This window comes from Acinetobacter sp. AOR34_HL, assembly GCF_027854795.1.
GTDB classification, from domain to species: Bacteria; Pseudomonadota; Gammaproteobacteria; order Pseudomonadales; family Moraxellaceae; genus Acinetobacter; species Acinetobacter junii.
The window spans coordinates 16337-34351 of record NZ_JAKTID010000002.1 but is presented as its reverse complement, the minus strand read 5'-3'; the positions used below and the strand labels follow the sequence as shown (position 1 = coordinate 34351).

Below are 18015 nucleotides of genomic sequence, written 5' to 3'. Positions count from 1 at the left end.
TCAGTAAATTTAGATGTTTTCATGCAGAATCTCCTGCTCGTATCTTAAGAGAAAATTCTACTTTTAGATCCTATTATTTTTAGGGGGGATTACCATGCTTACGTTCTTGAGGATTGGAGACTCTTTGTTCGCGTTTTACAAAGATCCATGATGTAAAGAATCCTGCCGCAATTAATGTCGGCACAGTAGTAGAACTTGATAGATCTATAAAGTAGGCCAGTAATCCAAAAATAAGTAGTGTGAGTGTATAAATACCTGTAAATATCCATAGATAATATTTCATTATGATTTCTCTTTATGATTTGATTTTGGGTCTATAAGTAGTTTAAATTTATATGTTAATTTTATTTTTTAAATTAACTTGAACGTGAAGTATAAATAATAAGTAATTAAAACCACAGCTTTTACTGTGGTTTTAATAAGTTGATCTTTATTTAGTAAGGCTTTAATAGCCAAATCTTTTCTTCAGCATCAACCTTTCCTTTGAGTAATTCTGTTTGACTATCAAGTAATTGCAGTTGGTACTGCTTGGAATAATAGTCTTTAAGCTGTTGAGGGGGAATAGAGAAAGGAGGACCCGCCATCACGCTTTGATCATATTCAAAACTAATGAGTAATTGAGTTGCCTGATTGCTAATTTGCATCAAATGTTGTGCATAATCGGTTCGCATTTCTTCAGGTAAAGCGACTAAAGCAGCTCGATCATAAATCGCATCAATTTTACCAATATTGCTTGAAGTCAATTCAAAAAAATCACCAACAAATAGATCAATTTGAGGATGGTGATAATGAGTTAATTTTTCCAGTTTTCTTTCAGTAAATGGAATAGCAAGTTCGGATATTAATTCTTCGATTGCAATCGGACTAAGATCAATTCCAATCAGATGATAACCTTGTGCTAACAACCAATGAATATCTAAGCTTTTCCCACACAATGGAAGGAAAATACGATTGTTTTTCTCTAGATTTAAGGAGTCAATATATTTAACTAATAGTGAATGAGGTTGATTGAGATGAAACCCAATTTCATTTTTTTGCCATTTGTCATGCCAAAATTCATGTTTCATAATTTGCCTCAGATAAAAGTAATTGGAAATAAGTCTCAGTGTTTATCTTTATGATTTTTTTGAAATCTTCTTGCAATAATCCAAATGATATACAGTAAAGCCAGAGCTAAAATAATATAACCGACACGTTGCATAATCAGCGTCATCAAAGCTTGATTTTCGCTAAAGTGATAACCTAAGTAGGCTAAAAAAGTAGTCCATATAATCGTTCCTAAAGCGCTGTAGGTCATAAATTTACCAAAAGGCATCCTACTCATACCCGCGGGAATACTTATGAGAGAGCGTACAGCTGGAATCATACGACCAAAGAAAACAATCTTATGTCCATGTTTGTTAAACCAAGTTAATGCTTTTTCAAGATCACTTACCTTTATTCTTAGAAATTTTCCGTAATGCTCTATAAAGATGAATAATCGTTGCTCAGGAATTTTTCGACCAATCCAATATAGCACCATCGCAGCAAGTAAAGATCCTGTATTGCCCGCAATAATGACACCAATTAAAGTCAAATCACCTTTAGAGGCTGTATAACCAGCAGAGGGCATAATAATTTCAGATGGTATTGGTGGAAAAATATTGTCTAAAAACATTAAGAATGCAATACCCAAATATCCCAGCTTTTCCATCACAGATAAGACCCAGTCTTCTAGTCCCATAGTACCTTGCTACGTATTTTCATTGATTAGAGGATAGTGATGCTTCTTTCTTAAGCATACAATAGATGAATGGTTATTATTTTCTCGTATAAAAAAGCCGTAGAAAACTACGGCTTTTGAGCATAACAATAAATTATAGGCGTTTGCGTTTTGCTGCTGCAATTTGTGATTGGCGCATGCGGAAACCTTCTTTTTGTTTTTCTGTAGTTTTATCAATACAGAAAACACAAGAAACTCCATGTTCATAGCTAGGTAATTCAGCTTCTTCTTTAGTAAGAGGCCAGCCACATGCATGACATTTAATATTTTCGCCTTCTTCAACACCATGTGTTACTGCGGTGCGGCCATCAAATACGAAACATTCGCCTTCCCATAAACTTTCTTCTGCTGGGGTTTCTTCTAGATATTTAAGAATACCGCCTTTAAGGTGATATACCTCATTAAATCCTTCTTGTAAGAGTAATGATGTTGATTTTTCACAACGAATACCACCTGTACAGAACATGGCGATTTTCTTATCTTTGTGTTGTTCTAAGTTTTGCTTTACGTATTCAGGGAACTCACGGAAAGTTTCAGTTTTAGGATCAATTGCACCCTTAAATGTGCCTGCTTTGTATTCATAGTCATTACGTGTGTCGATTAAAATTACATCATCACGGCTAATTAACTCATTCCACTCTTTAGGGTCGAGGTAATGACCGACTAGATCACGGGGTTTAACTTCTACACCTAAAGTTACGATCTCTTTTTTGAGTTTAATTTTCATTTTGCGGAATGGTTTATCAGAGCTAAAAGACTCTTTATATTCCATTTCGTTGAAACCTTCGTTCAGCAAAAATTGATGTACAGTATCAATTGCTGTGCGATCACCAGCGACAGTACCGTTGATTCCTTCTGGTGCAACAATCAGAGTTCCACATAAATTGATGCTATTCACTAGTGTTAAAAGACGCTGTTGCAGATCCGCTGCATCTGAAACTTCTTTAAATTGATATAGTGCCGCAACAACCCAATTATTGGTCGCTTGCTGTTCTACAGGTGCAAGCTGTTCTACAGTAGCGTTCATGGATAACTCCAAATGTATTAAGATAGGAAAATCAAGGCGCGTATTTTAGCGTGAAATTTGAAAATAAGCGAGAAAACCATAGAATTGATATGGTTTTAGAGGAATGTGTTTTGAGTAATGATCGTCGAATCCCATCATTGACCCCATGTGCAGGGCGTTGTTCAACGGTATTTGGTGATTTGGTGTGCCGAGGATGTCGCCGTTTTAATCATGAAGTGATTCATTGGAATACATATACACCAGAACAGCGACTCACAGTTTGGCAACGTTTAGATGCACAACTTGATCAAATTCTTGTGCCTTTGTTACCTCATGCAAATATGCAACAGGTAGAGGACTTTATTCATAATAAGCGGATTCGAGTATTAGATACGGCAACGAAAGGTCGCAAGCTTTATCATGCATTAAAGATATGCGAAAAAAATAAGTACTTAGCGCAGGAAAGTGGTCTGGGGATTGTGGATGCACAAGTGAAGCCTGTATGGGATGAATTCGAGAGAAGAGTATTGGCTTTAGCGAAAGCGAGTTATGAACTGGCTTGGCTTCGTGCCGATGGGATTAGTTCGAATTTGTTACGGACATTAGAAGAAGATGAAATCTAAATTCTTTTGTGGTTGATATAGTAAATAATAACTTCTGCAATCAATAAATTAATCGTCCAACCTAGCCATGCTTCTAGTTGATATATATGGATTGGTGTTAGCCAGTCAATGTACGGTTGTAGTTCGTATAACACGAGTTTCCATGTTCTTAAACTCAAGGCAGATAAAGCTAAAGCAAAACTTCTTATCATCCAGTCACGATGTCGAAACCATTGTTTCCTAATCGCAAAATAAAGCGCAATTAAAGTGCTGACTCCCCAAAGTAGTCCTAGTAAAATAAAACACAATTGGGTGCTGAAGCCGCCATTGGCATACACCGCCAATATCAAACCGCTTGGTAGTGCAAAACCTAGAGTCGAAACAATATAAATCCAACCTGCATAACGATGAACAAGACTAAATTTTTTACGAATATATTGTGAAAATTGAGTAAAGCCAGCTAAAAGAACAAAACTGCTCGTTAAGACATGAATTTGGAAGGCGATGCGCCAAGGCTGAGTCAGGACGACATCTTGCTTTAGAACTAAAAAATTAGATTGATTTGACCAAGGAAAATATTGAATACAAATTTCTACCATCAATATAAATAAGTAAAAGAAAATGAATGTGGTTATAAGTCGAGTAAGGGGATTTAGAATTTTCCACATATCATTGATCGCTGTTATCATGATTGACTAAGAATAAATGCAATAACTTTATATTTGATGAGCTTAGAAATATGAATAAATTAGTTAAGTTTTTAACTTTTACAGCTGCTTTAACATGTTGTACCTTGAGTTTTGCCCAAACCCCACAGCTCGCTTCATCTTGGACAGGATTGTATAACGATGAACAAAAAATTTCTTTGTTCTTTCAACAGAAAGGAGATCAACTCACAGGGTATAGTTTGTTAAATGGTAAGCAAACTAAATTTAAGGGAAATCTTCAAAAAAGTGGCTCAGTTTATAAAGCAACTTTGAATGAATTAGGGCAAGGTGCTACCTTTGGTCAGTTCATTTTAGATTATAAAAATAATGTTACAGAGATCGATGCACAATGGTTACCCAGTAGCAAAACAGTTAAACCAAAGTTTTTTAGCTTGAAAGCACAGCAGTGTAACTATGCAAAAGATGAAGGTAACTATCCAGAAGCATCGCGTAAATTATTAAAAGATGCAGATCTACAAGTTGCTTTAGGTGAGTTGCAATATATTCGTAATGAAATCTATGCACGCCATGGGTATGCATTTCAGAATAAAAGTTGGGCTGCTACATTTGCTGATTATGATTGGTACATGCCGTGTTTTACCAATGTGGATTCACGTCTAACTAAAATTGAAAAAGAGAATGTGAAGCGTATCAAAATGGTAGAACCTTATGCGAAAGACGTAGAGTGGGGACGTTAATTTATTTTTAAATTAAGTATCTAATAAAAAAAGCTGCCATCAGGCAGCTTTTTTAACATTAAGATTCTGTTGAAAATTAACGTTTGATATCGCGTTGAGTCGAGCCAGTATAAAGCTGACGCGGACGACCGATTTTGTAAGGACCACTGTGCATTTCTAACCAGTGGCTGATCCAACCAACAGTACGTGCAAGAGCGAAAATTACAGTAAACATTTCTGTTGGGATACCAATCGCTTTTAAGATGATACCTGAGTAGAAGTCTACGTTCGGGTAAAGCTTACGCTCTACGAAGTACGGGTCGTTCAATGCAATACGCTCAAGTTCCATAGCAAGCTGCAATTGTGGATCGTTGATGCCTAATGCTTCAAGAACTTCGTCACAAGTTTGCTTCATTACTTTAGCGCGAGGGTCAAAGTTTTTATAAACGCGGTGACCGAAGCCCATAAGCTTCACTTCTTTACGTTTTACTTTTTCCATGAATTCAGCAACGTTTTCAACGCTACCAATTTCATCTAACATTTTAAGTACAGCTTCGTTTGCACCACCGTGAGCAGGTCCCCAAAGTGCAGAGATACCAGCAGAGATACATGCATAAGGGTTTGCACCAGTAGAACCAGCAAGACGAACTGTAGAAGTCGATGCATTTTGTTCGTGGTCAGCATGAAGCGTGAAAATACGGTCCATTGCGCGTGCAAGAACTGGATTTACTTTGTAGTCACGATCAGCAGGCGTAGCAAACATCATGTGTAAGAAGTTTTCTGCGTAGCTTAAATCATTACGAGGGTAAATGAATGGTTGACCTACAGTGTACTTGTAGCTCCACGCTGCAAGCGTAGGGATTTTCGCGATTAAACGAATTGCAGTGATTTCACGGTGGTTAACATCTTCGATGTCTAAACCGTTGTGATAGAACGCAGATAAAGCACCAACTACACCAACCATGATCGCCATAGGGTGAGCATCACGACGGAAACCATTGAAGAAACGGCTTACTTGGTCGTGAACCATAGTGTGGTTACGTACTTTTGCGTCAAATTCAGTTTTTTGTTCAGCATTTGGAAGCTCGCCATTTAATAATAAATAACAAGTTTCTAAGTAGTCTGCTTGAGTCGCTAATTGATCAATTGGATAACCACGGTGTAATAAAACACCTTTGTCACCGTCAATGAATGTGATCTTAGATTCGCAAGCCGCTGTCGCCATAAAACCAGGATCGAAAGTAAAGTGACCTGATGCTAATACATCTTTAACGTCAATTACATCTGGGCCCAATGTGCCGCTGTAAATTGGTAATTCAATTTCTTTGCCATCAAGCTGTAATACGGCTTTTTTGCCAGTTGCTGCAGACATTCAATAGATCTCCTGTCCTGGTGAATGATTATCTGACTCGAAATCCTAATCTTGTCATGTGCGAATCAGACGGTGTCAAAATTTGCTATAAGATTAGTGGCTACTAAAATTTTGTCAATTATACTTAGGGATAAAAAATGACGTTATCACAGTCAATTAGTCATTCAGTATCAACGGGAAAATTGAGTAAAATCACAGCACCGGTCGAGTATAATATGTCAAATCATGTTTTAGGTGCAGAAAAAAAATGAAGCATCAGTACAATTGTAAGTAAATTTTTAACACTTTTTAATTTATAGATTCCTAAAATATTTTGAAATAAAATGCCAAAACCCTATATTTCTCATGCCTTAGATTTAAATTATCATTAAAAAAAATGTTGATTGAAAAATAAAGGAATTTTTATTTGTTCTATTATGGTGCGATCAACTGATTAAAAAATGACTAATTTTTAACTAAAATCATCTTTGCTTGATAGATTATTGCTTAGTTATATTTAATATTAAAATGAGGGGTATTATTTCTGAGTATATAAATAATCGATCCAAATATATGACTTTAGTATGATGCTTTAATAATTTCTTAATGATTTTGAACGAATATATTCGAAATTTAAAAATAAAAATAATAAATTGTATTTGATGTAATTTTTTTAAAAATCAATATGATATGTAATTTTTGTGTGGTGGGTTTATTGATTTTTCTTGCTTATTCTTGTGAATGATTCTTATTTAAGACTTTTTTCGACTAAAGAGAAAGCTGATTGTTTGTATTTTGATATTTCACGTTTTATAATTCGTTGTCGTTATATAGGTTAGGCATGTGCTGTGCTTGCCTGACAATGCCAGCTTTCCTTTGAATTAATTCAAACAAACTCCAGTTGGAGTTTCTACCTACAGGATGCCCGCTGTGAAAAGCAACAGACCTGTCAATTTGTCCATGGGTCAGGTGTTAGCGGTAAATTTACGCTCACCCGTGGCTATTGCATCAATTCTACACCGTCTATCTGGTGTAATCGTTTTCTTATTAGTCGCTGTTCTTTTGTGGATTTTGGATAAATCTCTATCTTCACCAGAAGGATTTGACTACGTAAAAAATGTCGTTTTCGGAAATATCTTAGTACGTTTCATCGTATGGGTATTTGTAGCAGGCTTAATCTTCCATTTTATTGCAGGTATTAAACATCTACTTGCTGACCTTGGTTTTGCTGAGGAATTACAAAGTGGTCGTATTGCAGCTACAGTTTCGTTGATCTTATCTGTGATCGGTATTGTCGCAGCTTTTGTATGGATTATGTTCTAATGAAAAGTGCTACAGGTTTAACGGGTTCAGGTTCTCGCGATTGGTATATCCAACGTGTATCAGCTGTAGTTTTAGCTGCTTATACTGTCGTTATGTTTGGCTGGATCCTATGCAATAGTGGATTCGGTTATGAGCAATGGGCTGGCTTTATGCTAACGCTTCCAATGAAAATTTTCTCATTGTTAGCTGTGTTATCGCTTGTTGCGCACGCTTGGATTGGTATGTGGCAAGTCTTTACAGATTATGTAACGACACGTCAAATGGGTCCTTCGGCTTCAGGTTTACGCCTTGTGTTAACTTCTGCTGTCATTATTTCAGTGTTCGTATACGCAATCTGGGGTATCCAGATTTTCTGGGCAAATTGATAGGAAGAGATCATGGCAACTACCCCTAAAGAAAATTATTCAAATATTCAAACCCTATCATTCGATTCAGTTATTGTTGGTGGTGGTGGTTCTGGTATGCGTGCTGCTTACCAACTTGCTCAAGCAGGTTTGAAAGTTGCTGTATTAACCAAAGTATTCCCAACACGTTCGCATACAGTTGCCGCTCAAGGTGGTATTGGTGCATCGTTAGGAAATATGCAAGAAGATAACTGGCATTATCATTTCTACGACACAGTAAAAGGTTCTGACTGGTTAGGCGACCAAGATGCGATTGAGTTTATGACTCGTGAAGCACCGAAAGTTGTTTATGAGTTAGAGCATTTAGGTATGCCGTTTGACCGTAACGAAGATGGTACGATTTATCAGCGTCCATTTGGTGGTCACTCTGCAAACTACGGTGAAAAAGCAGTTCCACGTGCTTGTGCTGCAGCTGACCGTACTGGTCATGCACTACTACACACGTTGTATCAAAGCAACGTAAAAATGGGTACTCAATTCTTTGTTGAATGGATTGCATTAGATCTAATTCGTAACGAAGAAGGTGATGTGCTTGGTGTAACTGCAATTGATCAAGAAACAGGTAACATCGCAGTATTCCAAGCTAAAGCAACATTGTTTGCTACAGGTGGTGCTGGCCGTGTTTACCGTGCATCTACCAATGCCTACATTAATACTGGTGATGGTTTGGGTATGGCTGCTCGTGCGGGTATTCCATTACAAGATATGGAATTCTGGCAATTCCACCCAACGGGTGTTGCGGGCGCTGGTGTATTGTTAACTGAGGGTTGTCGTGGTGAGGGTGGTATCCTTCGCAACAAAGACGGCGAACCATTCATGGAACGTTATGCACCGACTTTAAAAGACTTGGCTCCACGTGATTTTGTATCTCGTTCTATGGACCAAGAAATTAAAGAAGGGCGTGGTTGTGGTCCAAAAGGTGATTATATCCTATTAGATATGACACACTTGGGTGCTGATACCATCATGAAGCGTTTACCATCAGTATTTGAGATTGGTAAGAAATTCGCGAACGTTGACTGTACTAAAGAGCCAATTCCTGTAGTGCCAACAATCCATTATCAAATGGGTGGTATTCCAACGAATATCCATGGTCAAGTTGTTGTACCTCATGGTGTTGAAGAGGGTGAATTCTCTGCTCATTATGATAAAGATACAAAACAATATACATATAAAGGCACACGTGATTATGTGAAACCAGTTAAAGGTTTCTATGCAATCGGTGAGTGCTCATGTGTATCTGTTCATGGTGCAAACCGTTTAGGTACTAACTCGTTGCTTGACCTTGTTGTATTTGGTAAAGCTGCTGGTGAACACATTATTGATTATGTGACTAAACACCATGGTGATGATTATGCTCCATTACCAAACGATGTGTTAGAAAGCACATTGGCACGTGTACGTAAGTTGGATGAATCTACATCTGGCGAAAATGCGCAAGAAGTTGCTGATGTAATTCGTGACATCGTTCAAGATCATGCTGGTGTATTCCGTACACAAGCATTACTTGATAAAGGTGTTAAAGAAATTCTTGCGATTGAATCACGTGTTCGCAACATTCATTTGAAAGACAAATCTAAAGTATTCAATACTGCACGTATTGAAGCATTAGAAGTTGAAAACTTGTATGAAGTTGCTAAAGCAACCTTGATTTCTGCTGCTGCACGTAAAGAATGTCGTGGTGCACATACCGTTGTTGATTATGAATTAGCTCCAGATCATCCGACTTACTCTTATGGTCGTCGTGATGATGAGTGGATGAAACATACGTTATGGTATTCTTTAGACAATCGTCTTGAATATAAACCAGTACGTTTCAATCCATTAACGGTTGAAGCTATTGAACCTAAACCACGTACATTCTAATCGGGAGAACAAAGATGAGTAGAGGTACTCGTACATTCGAAATCTACCGCTATGATCCTGATAAGGATAAAGCGCCATACATGCAAACTTTTAAGTTAGAGTTAACTGACAAGCACCGTATGTTGCTTGACGCGTTACTTGCATTAAAAGTTCAGGATGAAACATTAACATTCCGCCGTTCATGCCGTGAAGGTATTTGTGGTTCTGATGGTGTGAACATTAATGGTAAAAATGGTTTGGCATGTTTATGGAACTTGAATGACTTACCTGAAAAAATTGTAATTCGTCCTTTACCTGGTTTACCAGTTGTAAAAGACTTGGTTGTAGATATGAATCAATTCTACGATCAATACAATAAAATTCAGCCATTCTTGATCAACAATCAGCCAGCTCCTGCGAAAGAGCGTTTGCAGTCTCAAGCAGATCGTGAACATCTTGATGGTTTGTATGAATGTATTCTATGTGCATGTTGTTCAACTTCATGCCCATCGTTCTGGTGGAACCCTGACAAGTTCTTGGGACCATCTGCACTGTTAAATGCTTATCGTTTTATTATCGATTCGCGTGATACTGCTACTCAAGAGCGTTTGGCGCGTTTGGATGACCCATTCTCATTATTCCGTTGTAAAGGAATCATGAACTGTGTGTCTGTATGTCCAAAAGGGTTAAACCCAACTAAGGCAATTGGCCACATTCGTAATATGCTATTGGATCAAGCTGGTTAATTCGGTTTTCCTGTAGAAGAAACGGAAGTTTTGAAAAAAGCTTCCGTTTTTTTATTTGCGTCATAAAAGTATGTTTTGTGCTACAAGGATGCTGGTATGCTTATTACTTATGTAGATAAAAAGAATTAGAAAAGTTGATCAATTGCTTTGCGTTGATTCGTTTTTGAGCACTGTGCTTAGAGTTTGTGCGAGATTTGTAGAAAATCTTTAACTTTGGTCGATAAGAGTGCAACTTTTTTTGAAAGGGCGCTATATTAGATTATAATTTGATGTGTGTATTTCGCTGATTTATGGATGGTATGTGTCAAAAAAATCAATCCAAGCTTGATAACATGTTAGGATTTCTGCCAACGACTGAAAGCAAAAAATTAGGATATTCCTTAAGTTATACAGGAGATATTCACAAAAGATTTATGCAGATTATTCAGTCAAAGTCAATTTAGAAAAGTTAAAAATTTAGTTAATTTTTCTAAAATGATTTGCAAAAAATTGCTCGATGTCGTCGAGTATAAGAATGAGTTGCGCGCCTTGTTTATGGGTGCGTGACTGATTTGTTACATCAAAAGGAATACTCCTGATGTGTAGTGATAATGTCCTAAGGTTGGATGATCTTGGGTAGTAGTGTCTTGTTACCAATTCGATACTATGAATCATGGGTCTGCTTAAAAGGCAGCCTGTATTATTTTTTGCAATAGGAAATGGGTCCAAAAATGCAAGAAGTTGCTGACGCACTGCGTCTTGACACTGAACTTTCCGCTGATAGTGCAGCGTATATTGAAGAGCTTTACGAACAGTATCTAACATCTCCAACCTCAGTGTCAGAGGATTGGCGTGAATATTTCGACAAATATCCTAAAGGGGATCAACCACACGGTAGTGTGCGTGAACAATTCCTGCTTTTGGGTCGTAATTCAAGCCGAATTCAACCTGTAGTTCAAAGTGCTGTGAGCACAGAGCATGAGCGTCGTCAAATTGGTGTACTACAACTCATTGCTGCTTATCGTAACCGTGGTCATCAAAAAGCTAAACTCGATCCATTAGGTCTTGCGAAACGTGAAGACGTTCCTGACCTCGATTTATCTGCACATGGTTTAACAAAATCTGATCTTGATACTGTATTCAATACAGGTAATCTCGCGATTGGTAAAGCAGAAGCTACATTGTCGGAAATGATTGAGGCAATGGAAGCAATTTACTGTACCTCAATCGGTGCAGAATACATGCATATCGTCGACACTAAAGAAAAACGTTGGATTCAGCAGCGTTTGGAAGGTGCTCGTGGGAAATTTAATTTCTCAGCTGATCAGAAAAAAGGCTTTTTAGAGCGTTTGACTGCGGCAGAAGGCTTAGAAAAGTATTTAGGTACAAAATTCGTAGGTGCAAAGCGTTTTGGTGTGGAAGGCGGTGAGTCTTTTATTCCAATGATGAATGAGATCATTCAGCGTGCAGGTAGTGTTGGTTGTAAAGAAGTTGTGATTGGTATGCCACACCGTGGTCGTCTCAACGTTTTAGTCAACATTATGGGTAAAAACCCAGCCGACTTGTTTGGTGAGTTTGAAGGGAAGAGCCTACACAAAAAAGGTTCTGGTGATGTTAAGTATCACCAAGGTTTCTCTTCAAATGTGATGACGCCTGGTGGTGAGGTTCACTTAGCATTAGCATTTAACCCATCGCACTTAGAAATTGTTGGACCAGTAGTCGAAGGTTCGGTACGTGCTCGTCAAGTACGTCGTAAAGATATTGGTGGTGACGATGTTCTTCCTGTGATTGTTCACGGTGATGCGGCATTTGCAGGTCAAGGTGTTAACCAAGAAACCTTCCAAATGTCACAAACACGTGGTTATACAGTCGGTGGTACAGTTCATATCGTTATTAATAACCAAGTTGGTTTCACGACTTCAGATCCGCGCGATACACGTTCTACAGAATACTGTACTGACGTAGCAAAAATGATTCAGTCACCAATTTTCCATGTGAATGGTGATGATCCTGAAGCTGTAATTTTTGCAACACAACTTGCACATGATTTCCGTCATGAATTCCGCAAAGACGTTGTGATTGATTTGTTCTGTTACCGTCGTCGTGGTCATAACGAAGCAGATGAACCATCTGCAACTCAACCGTTGATGTATCAAGTGATTAATAAAAAAGCGACTACACGTACGCTTTATGCTGATCAATTGGTTCAAGAGAAAGTCCTTGATCGTGCAAGCGCTGATCAAATGGTTGAAGGTTATCGTTCTGATTTAGAAGCGGGCAACCATGTTGCTAATGCATTAGTACGTGAACCAAACAAAAAAATGTTTGTGGATTGGACACCATATCTAGGTCATGAATATACAGATGTTTGGGATACGAGCTTTAACATTGATCGCTTAAAAGAACTTGGCAAAACAATGAATACATTACCTGAAGGTTTTGTATTACAACGCCAAGTACAAAAAGTTATTGATGACCGCATCAAAATGCAAACAGGTGAAATGCCACTGAACTGGGGTGCTGCTGAAACATTGGCATATGCATCTTTGCTGGACGATGGCTTCCTAGTACGTATTACGGGTGAAGACGTTGGGCGTGGTACATTCTCTCACCGCCATGCAAAACTACATAACCAAGTTGATGGTTCTGTTTACATCCCGTTGTGTCACATTAAAGAAAATCAGCCACGTGTTGCGGTGTATGACTCTTTATTATCAGAAGAAGCTGTGCTTGCTTTTGAATATGGTTATGCAACCACTCTACCGAAGAGCTTGATCGTTTGGGAAGCACAATTTGGTGACTTTGCAAACTGTGCGCAAGTCGTGATTGACCAATTCATTGCTTCTGGTGAAACCAAGTGGGAGCGCGTTTGTGGTTTAACGATGTTGTTACCACATGGTTATGAAGGTCAGGGTCCTGAGCATTCATCTGCACGTTTAGAGCGTTTCTTACAATTGTGTGCTGAAGACAATATGCAAGTATTGACTCCTACAACACCAGCACAGATTTTCCATGCTTTACGTCGTCAAGCGGTTCGTCCTATTCGTAAGCCAATGATTGTGATGTCACCAAAGTCATTGCTGCGTCATAAATTAGCGACTTCAACTTTAGATGAATTAGCAAATGGTTCATTCCAAACAGTGATTGATGAAGTCGATCAAATCAACAAAGCTGACGTTACTCGTTTAGTTCTTTGTGGTGGTAAGGTTTATTACGATTTACTCGAAAAACGTCGTGAGCTTGGTTTAAACCATATTGCGATTGTTCGTATTGAACAGTTATATCCATATCCAGAACAGCGTTTAGCTGAAGTTATGGCTCAATATCCAAACATTCAAGAACTTGTTTGGGCGCAAGAAGAACCTAAAAACCAAGGCGCTTGGTTATTTATCGTTCCTCGTTTGTATGAAGACGTTCTTAAATCAGGTAAACAAATTCGTATTAGCTATGCTGGACGTGAAGCATCTGCCGCACCTGCTTGTGGCTCACCGTACTTGCATGCAAAACAACAAGCTCAGCTCGTCAATGACGCACTTGCAATTGAAGCTGAACAATCAGGAGATTCTAAATAATGGCAACCGAAATTAAAGCACCGGTATTCCCAGAGTCAGTTGCTGACGGTACGATCGCAACTTGGCATAAAAAAGTAGGTGAACCTGTATCACGTGATGAAGTGATCTGTGACATTGAAACCGATAAAGTTGTTTTAGAAGTGGTTGCTCCAGCTGATGGTAGCTTAGTTGCGATCATCAAAGGTGAAGGCGATACAGTTCTTTCTGATGAAGTAATTGCTCAATTTGAAGCTGGTGCTGTTTCTGCGGCTGCTCCTGAAGCTGCTGCACCAGTTGCAGCGGCTCCTGTGGCATCTGCCCCAGCTGCGGCTGCATCAACTCAAGCTGTTGATCAAAACCAAGCCCCTGCTGTTCGTAAAGCATTATCTGAAACAGGTATCAATGCTGCTGACGTACAAGGTACTGGTCGTGGTGGTCGTATCACTAAAGAAGACGTTGCAAATCATAAACCAGCTGCTTCAGTTCAGCCGTTAAGCGTTGCTGTAGGTGAACGTATCGAGAAACGTGTTCCAATGACACGTTTACGTAAGCGTGTTGCTGAGCGTTTATTGGCGGCTACCCAACAAACTGCAATGTTAACAACATTCAATGAAGTTAACATGAAGCCGATCATGGAAATGCGTAAGCAATATAAAGATGCTTTCGAAAAACGCCATGGCGCTCGTTTAGGTTTCATGTCTTTCTTTGTTAAAGCAGCAACAGAAGCTTTAAAACGCTATCCAGCTGTAAATGCGTCGATTGATGGTGATGATATTGTTTATCACGGTTTCTATGACATCGGTGTAGCAGTTTCTTCTGATCGTGGCTTAGTTGTGCCAATCCTTCGTGATACTGATCGTATGAACTATGCTGAAGTAGAAGGTGGTATTGCTGCATATGCTGCTAAAGCACGTGAAGGTAAATTATCGATCGAAGAGATGACTGGCGGTACATTCACTATTACTAATGGTGGTACTTTCGGTTCATTACTTTCAACACCTATTTTAAACCAGCCACAAACAGCGATTCTTGGTATGCATAAAATCCAAGAACGTCCTATGGCGGTAAATGGACAAGTTGAAATCTTGCCAATGATGTATTTAGCGCTTTCATATGACCACCGTCTAATTGATGGTAAAGAAGCAGTAGGTTTCTTAGTAACAATTAAAGAATTGTTAGAAGAGCCGGCTAAACTTATTCTTGACCTATAACTTATTATTTAAAAATCATCCCTAACTTTTCTTTAATTAAGAAAGTTCAGTCCCCTTAATCAAAAGGGGATTTAGGGAGATTGATTGGAGATAAAAATGTCTCAACAGTTTGATCTTGTTGTTATTGGCGGTGGACCTGGTGGTTATGAAGCAGCAATCCGTGCTGCACAACTAGGTTTTAAAGTTGCATGTATCGAAAAACGTATTCACAACGGTAAACCATCTTTGGGTGGTACGTGTTTGAACGTGGGTTGTATCCCTTCTAAAGCATTGCTTGACTCTTCTCATCGTTACGAAGCAACAGTTCATGAACTTGCTGAACACGGTATCACGACTGGTGAAGTTAAATTTGATTTGGATACTTTGTTAGCTCGCAAAGACAAAGTTGTTGATCAATTGACTGGTGGTGTTGCTCAATTACTTAAAGGTAATGGTATCGAGTGGTTACAAGGTACTGGTAAATTACTTGCTGGTAAAAAAGTTGAATTCACGCCATTTGAAGGTGAAGTACAAGTTTTAGAACCTAAGTATGTCATTCTTGCGACTGGTTCTGTACCTGTAAATATCCCTGTAGCCCCAGTTGATGAAGATTTGATTGTTGACTCAACTGGTGCATTGAAATTCCCAGAAGTTCCAAAACGTCTTGGTGTTATCGGTGCAGGTGTTATCGGTTTAGAGTTAGGCTCGGTATGGCGTCGTCTTGGTTCGGAAGTTGTTGTATTTGAAGCATTAGATGCTTTCCTTCCAATGGCTGATAAAGCACTGTCTAAAGAATTTCAAAAAATCTTGAAGAAACAAGGTTTAGATATTCGTATTGGTGCAAAAGTTTCTGGTACAGAAGTTAATGGTCGTGAAGTGACTGTTAAATATAACCAAGCTGGCGAAGATAAAGAGCAAGTATTTGACAAATTAATCGTTTGTGTAGGCCGTAAAGCTTATGCAGAAGGTCTATTAGCAGAAGATTCAGGCATTAAACTCACTGAACGTGGTTTAGTTGATGTAAATGATCAGTGCCAAACATCTGTTGAAGGCGTTTATGCAATCGGTGACCTAGTTCGTGGTCCAATGCTTGCTCATAAAGCAATGGAAGAAGGCGTGATGGCAGTTGAGCGTATCCATGGTCATGCTGCTCAAGTAAATTATGACACTATTATAAGTGTTATTTACACGCATCCAGAAGCTGCTTGGGTTGGTTTAACTGAAGAACAAGCTGCTGAAAAAGGTCACGAAGTTAAAGCCGGTCAATTCCCGTTTGCGGTCAATGGTCGTGCATTAGCTGCTGGTGATACAGCTGGTTTTGTTAAATTCGTTGCTGACGCAAAAACAGATCGTCTTTTGGGTATGCACGTTGTTGGTCCTAATGCATCAGACATCGTTCATCAGGGTATGATCGCACTTGAGTTTGTTTCTTCTGTTGAAGATTTACAGTTGATGACTTTTGGTCATCCAACGTTCTCTGAAGTTGTACATGAAGCTGCACTTTCAGTTGATGGTCGTGCAATCCACGCGATTCAACGTAAGCGCAAATAAAAAAACAAAAAAGTGTGGTTCGCCACACTTTTTTGAATGAAGACGATTGGTTTATAAGACAGTCGTCGTCTCATAATGTAGTGTCCTAGTGTTAAGAATATCTAGGTCGCGTCACAATAAACAACGTAGTAGGTAATTAAATGAACTTACATGAGTATCAAGCTAAAGCGTTATTAAAAAAATATGGCATGCCAGTACAAGAAGGTATTTTGGCAACAAATGCAGATGAAGCAGTAGCTGCGTTTGAACAGCTTGGTGGTAAATTCGCGGTAATGAAAGCGCAAGTACATGCTGGTGGTCGTGGTAAGGCTGGTGGCGTAAAAGTTGCAAAATCAAAAGAAGATGTTATCGAATTTGCTAACAATATTATTGGTACTCGTCTTGTAACGTATCAAACAGATGCAAATGGTCAGCCTGTTAACAGCATTATTGTTGCAGAAGATGTCTATCCAGTTGAGCGTGAGCTTTACTTAGGTGCGGTTGTAGATCGTTCTAGCCGTCGTATTACTTTCATGGCTTCTACCGAAGGTGGTGTAGAAATCGAGAAAGTTGCTGAAGAAACACCTGAAAAAATTATTAAAGTTGAAGTTGATCCATTAGTAGGTTTACAACCATTCCAAGCACGTGAAGTTGCATTTGCTCTTGGTTTGAAAGATAAACAAATCGGTCAATTTGTTAAAATTATGTCTGCTGCTTACCAAGCATTTGTAGAAAATGATTTTGCTTTATTTGAAATCAACCCACTTTCAGTTCGTGAAAATGGCGAAATTTTATGTGTAGACGCGAAAGTAGGTATTGACTCTAACGCGCTTTATCGTTTGCCAGAAGTTGCAGCTTTGCGTGATAAATCTCAAGAAAATGAGCGTGAATTAAAAGCATCTGAATTTGACCTTAACTATGTTGCTTTAGAAGGTAACATCGGTTGTATGGTGAATGGTGCTGGTCTTGCAATGGCAACGATGGACATCATCAAGCTTTATGGTGGTCAGCCTGCTAACTTCCTAGATGTTGGTGGCGGTGCGACTAAAGAGCGTGTAATCGAAGCATTCAAAATTATTCTTGCTGATACTTCTGTACAAGGTGTTTTAATCAACATCTTTGGTGGTATCGTTCGTTGTGACATGATTGCTGAAGCAATTATTGCAGCAGTTCAAGAAGTAAACGTAACTGTACCAGTTGTTGTTCGCTTAGAAGGTAACAATGCTGAGCTAGGTGCGAAATTGCTTGATGAATCTGGTTTGAAATTAATTTCTGCAAACGGTTTATCTGATGCTGCAGAAAAAATTGTTGCTGCAGTTAAAGCGTAAGGGGAGTATCAATT

16 protein-coding genes are annotated in these 18015 nt (G+C 38.7%); 10 read left to right on the top strand and 6 right to left on the bottom strand.

The features are described 5' to 3' along the window. Positions 1-79: 79 nt before the first annotated feature. The 4 genes from MKL32_RS00155 to trhO form a co-directional block, all read right to left on the bottom strand. Positions 80-283, bottom strand: coding sequence for an ABZJ_00895 family protein (locus tag MKL32_RS00155; RefSeq protein ID WP_227558003.1), 204 nt, complete (start codon positions 281-283; stop codon positions 80-82). Positions 284-434: 151 nt separating this feature from the next. Beyond that, complete coding sequence (gene tmpT, locus MKL32_RS00150) at positions 435-1067, bottom strand: thiopurine S-methyltransferase (protein ID WP_204379448.1); 633 nt, start codon at positions 1065-1067, stop codon at positions 435-437. A 35-nt stretch (positions 1068-1102) separates the two neighbouring features. Beyond that, the gene (locus tag MKL32_RS00145; RefSeq protein ID WP_204379447.1) at positions 1103-1723 is read right to left on the bottom strand and encodes a DedA family protein; all 621 of its coding nucleotides are present in this window, start codon (positions 1721-1723) and stop codon (positions 1103-1105) included. Between the two features lie 133 nt (positions 1724-1856). Then, on the bottom strand, positions 1857-2789 hold the full coding sequence (gene trhO / locus MKL32_RS00140) for an oxygen-dependent tRNA uridine(34) hydroxylase TrhO (protein WP_004908383.1): 933 nt from the start codon (positions 2787-2789) through the stop codon (positions 1857-1859). A 110-nt stretch (positions 2790-2899) separates the two neighbouring features. Here trhO and MKL32_RS00135 point away from each other — a divergent pair, with 110 nt between their 5' ends. Next, positions 2900-3391 carry a DUF1289 domain-containing protein gene (locus tag MKL32_RS00135; protein WP_112987686.1) on the top strand — a complete coding sequence of 164 codons (492 nt, stop codon included), beginning with the start codon at positions 2900-2902 and terminating at the stop codon, positions 3389-3391. Here MKL32_RS00135 and MKL32_RS00130 read toward each other — a convergent pair. Further along, complete coding sequence (locus MKL32_RS00130; protein WP_171430689.1) at positions 3388-4038, bottom strand: DUF2306 domain-containing protein; 651 nt, start codon at positions 4036-4038, stop codon at positions 3388-3390. The two genes, MKL32_RS00135 and MKL32_RS00130, sit on opposite strands and share 4 nt — an antisense overlap. A 71-nt stretch (positions 4039-4109) precedes the next feature. On the opposite strand from MKL32_RS00130, the gene MKL32_RS00125 reads away from it, so the two are divergent. Continuing rightward, positions 4110-4775: a YARHG domain-containing protein gene (locus MKL32_RS00125; RefSeq protein WP_270900018.1), complete on the top strand. Its 666-nt coding sequence runs from the start codon at positions 4110-4112 to the stop codon at positions 4773-4775. A 76-nt stretch (positions 4776-4851) separates the two neighbouring features. On the opposite strand, the gene gltA is transcribed toward MKL32_RS00125, so the two are convergent. Then, positions 4852-6126 (bottom strand): citrate synthase, encoded by a 1275-nt coding sequence (gene gltA / locus MKL32_RS00120; protein WP_004908368.1) that lies wholly within the window; start codon positions 6124-6126, stop codon positions 4852-4854. Between the two features lie 900 nt (positions 6127-7026). Here gltA and sdhC point away from each other — a divergent pair. The 8 genes from sdhC to sucC all read left to right on the top strand — a co-directional run bounded on the left by sdhC (position 7027) and on the right by sucC (position 18001). Beyond that, entirely contained in the window at positions 7027-7428 is a 402-nt protein-coding gene (gene sdhC, locus MKL32_RS00115; protein ID WP_005402201.1) for a succinate dehydrogenase, cytochrome b556 subunit, read from the top strand. Beyond that, a complete protein-coding gene (gene sdhD / locus MKL32_RS00110; protein WP_004908359.1) occupies positions 7428-7793 on the top strand; it encodes a succinate dehydrogenase, hydrophobic membrane anchor protein in 366 nt (121 codons plus the stop codon). The genes sdhC and sdhD overlap by 1 nt, the downstream gene beginning before the upstream one ends. Before the next feature lie 9 nt (positions 7794-7802). Continuing rightward, positions 7803-9698: a succinate dehydrogenase flavoprotein subunit gene (sdhA, locus tag MKL32_RS00105; RefSeq protein WP_270900019.1), complete on the top strand. Its 1896-nt coding sequence runs from the start codon at positions 7803-7805 to the stop codon at positions 9696-9698. Positions 9699-9712: 14 nt separating this feature from the next. Continuing rightward, positions 9713-10423 (top strand): succinate dehydrogenase iron-sulfur subunit, encoded by a 711-nt coding sequence (locus tag MKL32_RS00100; RefSeq protein ID WP_004908354.1) that lies wholly within the window; start codon positions 9713-9715, stop codon positions 10421-10423. Positions 10424-11133: 710 nt separating this feature from the next. After that, positions 11134-13974 (top strand): 2-oxoglutarate dehydrogenase E1 component, encoded by a 2841-nt coding sequence (locus tag MKL32_RS00095; RefSeq protein ID WP_004908351.1) that lies wholly within the window; start codon positions 11134-11136, stop codon positions 13972-13974. Next, positions 13974-15164 carry a 2-oxoglutarate dehydrogenase complex dihydrolipoyllysine-residue succinyltransferase gene (gene odhB, locus MKL32_RS00090; RefSeq protein ID WP_004963584.1) on the top strand — a complete coding sequence of 397 codons (1191 nt, stop codon included), beginning with the start codon at positions 13974-13976 and terminating at the stop codon, positions 15162-15164. Before MKL32_RS00095 ends, odhB begins: the two co-directional genes overlap by 1 nt. A gap of 96 nt (positions 15165-15260) precedes the next feature. Next, positions 15261-16694 (top strand): dihydrolipoyl dehydrogenase, encoded by a 1434-nt coding sequence (lpdA, locus tag MKL32_RS00085; RefSeq protein ID WP_099949023.1) that lies wholly within the window; start codon positions 15261-15263, stop codon positions 16692-16694. 140 nt (positions 16695-16834) lie between these two features. Beyond that, a complete protein-coding gene (sucC, locus tag MKL32_RS00080) occupies positions 16835-18001 on the top strand; it encodes an ADP-forming succinate--CoA ligase subunit beta (protein WP_004908344.1) in 1167 nt (388 codons plus the stop codon). Positions 18002-18015 lie beyond the last annotated feature (14 nt).